Raw genomic sequence first — 2,758 nt, 5'->3', positions numbered from 1 at the left:
CCGTGCTCCGGTGGGAAGTCCGGTCCGCGCCAGAGCGCTTGGCAGTTCGAGCACAGTGCGGGACCCCATCCGTCCACACCCGATTACGAGGACCTGATGTCGCTGCTGGAGGCGTTGTTCTGGAGTCTGGTGATGTGCTTGCTTGTTGCCGTGGTCCTGGCGGTGCGCCAATGGCGAAGCGCCGCCGCCCTGCGCACGAGGCTGACGAGCAGTTTGCACGCCCGGGACGAGGAGGCCCTGCATCTGGCCACTGTTCGCCTCCCCGCGCTGATGGAGTCGTTGCAGCAGGAAACTGTCCCGGTACCCGGCCCGCTGCATGAGCACCTGACCAGATCGGAGTACGGCCGCAGCCTTGAGATGGTGATGGGGCTATTCGCCCAGAGCCTGAACACCGTGCAGGCGCGCGCCGATCAGTCGGCACGGGCCACGCTGATGGCCGCGATGCGGGCGCTCCAGGGACTGGCCAGCGAGCAGCAGCTGTCCATCTCGAGCATGCAGGACCGGTATGACAACCCTGACGTGCTGGGGGGTCTGCTGGAGATCGACCACGCGAACGCGCAGTTCGGCCGACGTGCGCAGGTCATCGCGGTCTTGTGCGGGGCGTGGCCGGGGCGCCAGCGGGCCGCTTGCCCAGTGGAGGACGTGGTGCGCGGCGCAACCTCGCGGATCCGCGACTACCGGCGGGTCCGGGTCCACGCGCAGATCGACACCGCCGTCGTCGGCCGGGTGGTCGAGCCGGTGGTGCTCGCCGTCGCGGAGCTGCTGGACAATGCCGCGCGTCACTCTCAGCCCAATACCTCGGTCGAGGTGAGCATTCGTGCGATGCACAACGGGGCCGTCATCGTGATCGATGACGGCGGCGTCGGCATGCACGACCAGGAGACGCGACAGGCGACCGTGTTGCTGTCCGGCGAAAAGGCGGTGGACGTCACCAAGCTCGGCGACCCCCCCAAGTTCGGATTCCCCGTCGTCGGCCTGCTCGCCAAACGCTACGGGTTCCATGCGTCGGTGGACTCGGCCTCGCCCTACGGAGGGGTGCGCGCCGTGGTGTTCCTCCCGAATGCGTTGCTGACCCCTTCGGTAGCAGATGTGCCTGAGGCGCCAATGCGCCGGTCGGTATCCGAAACCTCCCAGGCTCGGCTGGTCGACGGGCTGCCCAGGCGTCGCCGTCGTCAACCGGCCGAGCCGCAGCCGACGCTCGCAGGGCCCGTGCTGGGTAGGGCCGACCGCCCAGCCCAGGAGGCCGCGGCCAACCTGGGCGCGTTCCAACGCGGCACCCGGGCCGGCCGTGCGTCCAACGACTCCGACCACGAAGGGGATTTGCGGGTATGAACGACAAGCTGAGCTGGATGCTTGAGGACGCCTTGAACATGCCGGAGGCGCGCCATGCGATCTTGCTGTCCGCTGACGGGTTGTTGAAGGCGCACTCTGCGGGCATCAGCCGGGACGAGGCTGATAAGCATGCCGCCGCCCTGGCTGGGTTGCAGTCGCTCAGCCGCAGTACGGCGGAGTTCTGCGCGGATCCACAGAGCCCGTGGCGGCAGACCCTGGTCGAATTCGCCGATGGATACGTCTTGATCACCGCTGCCGGTCCGGGCGCCTACCTCGCGGTATCCAGCACCCATGGAGTGGATTTGGAGGTCGTCAGCTTCCGGATGCACAAACTTGTCGACCGGCTTGGCAAGGAGCTGACCAGTCCGCCCCGGCGGGGCACCGCCAGCGTATGACTCCGCCCAGACGCGATAGCGGGTTGGTGCGGCCGTACGTGGTGACCGGCGGTCGCGCCTACCCGACACGCAACACCTTCGATCTGGTGTCCCTGGTGATCGCCGCCAACGACCTGTCGCTCAGTGGCCTGAGCCCCGAAAAACGCGACCTCATCGTGTTGTGCCGGGGAGGCGCACTGTCGGTCGCCGAGGTCGCCGGCTACTTGTCGCTCCCCGTCAGCGTCACCAAGGTCCTGCTGGGCGATCTGGTGGACAGCGGCCACATCATCACGCGCGCCCCTGCACCGCCGACCCCACGACCTGACACCCAGCTTCTGCAGGAGGTGCTCGATGGACTCCGCGCCCTGGCGTGACACCAACGTCTATCTGCCCGACACCGTGCAGACCGCGGTCAAGGTCGTGGTCGTGGGGCACTTCGCCGTCGGGAAAACCACGTTGGTCGGCACCCTGTCGGAGATCACGCCCTTGCGTACTGAGGAGACCATGACCCAGGCGGGGGCAGCCGTGGACGACCTGGCCGGAGTCGACGGCAAGGACACCACCACCGTTGCGATGGACTTCGGCCGCATCACCCTCAACCCCCACCTGGTGTTGTATCTGTTCGGCGCCCCCGGGCAGCAGCGCTTCCAGCAGTTATGGCATGACATTGCCTACGGAGCCTTGGGGGCGCTGGTGCTGGCCGACGCCCGCCGCCTCGAGTGCTCCTTCCCCGTCATCGACATGGTCGAGGAACACGGCCTGGCCTATGCGGTCGCTGTCAATCACTTCGAAGGTGCGCCTACGTTCGGCGAACAGAAGTTGCGCGAGGCCCTCGATCTGCTCGACGAGACGCCTCTGGTCGTCTGTGACGCCCGCGACCGGACATCGGCCACCGCCGCGCTGATCGCCCTCGTCCAGTACCTGCATGCCCGTAGCAGTCAGGAGCACGCGTGACCACCCACCCCGACCAGGGCTCCGCACCGCCGGCAGGCTGCCCGGCGCACACCGGCCGCGCCTTTGCTGTGCCGTTGTATGGACCCGACTATGCCGCT

4 protein-coding genes are annotated in these 2,758 nt (G+C 67.7%); all 4 read left to right on the top strand.

The window, feature by feature from the left end; translation table 11 throughout:
• On the top strand, positions 1-1,332 hold a 1,332-nt coding region (locus tag AB0M95_RS40830), incomplete at its 5' end, for an ATP-binding protein (RefSeq protein WP_363777117.1).
• Positions 1,329-1,727 (top strand): roadblock/LC7 domain-containing protein, encoded by a 399-nt coding sequence (locus AB0M95_RS40825; protein ID WP_358526135.1) that lies wholly within the window; start codon positions 1,329-1,331, stop codon positions 1,725-1,727. The genes AB0M95_RS40830 and AB0M95_RS40825, both read left to right, overlap by 4 nt.
• Complete coding sequence (locus AB0M95_RS40820; RefSeq protein ID WP_363777114.1) at positions 1,724-2,080, top strand: DUF742 domain-containing protein; 357 nt, start codon at positions 1,724-1,726, stop codon at positions 2,078-2,080. Before AB0M95_RS40825 ends, AB0M95_RS40820 begins: the two co-directional genes overlap by 4 nt.
• Entirely contained in the window at positions 2,058-2,660 is a 603-nt protein-coding gene (locus AB0M95_RS40815) for an ATP/GTP-binding protein (protein ID WP_363777111.1), read from the top strand. The genes AB0M95_RS40820 and AB0M95_RS40815 overlap by 23 nt, the downstream gene beginning before the upstream one ends.
• Positions 2,661-2,758 lie beyond the last annotated feature (98 nt).

Source organism: Sphaerisporangium sp. NPDC051017 (genome assembly GCF_040683095.1).
Classification (GTDB): Bacteria; Actinomycetota; Actinomycetes; order Streptosporangiales; family Streptosporangiaceae; genus Sphaerisporangium.
This window is presented reverse-complemented; position numbering and strand designations above follow the sequence as displayed.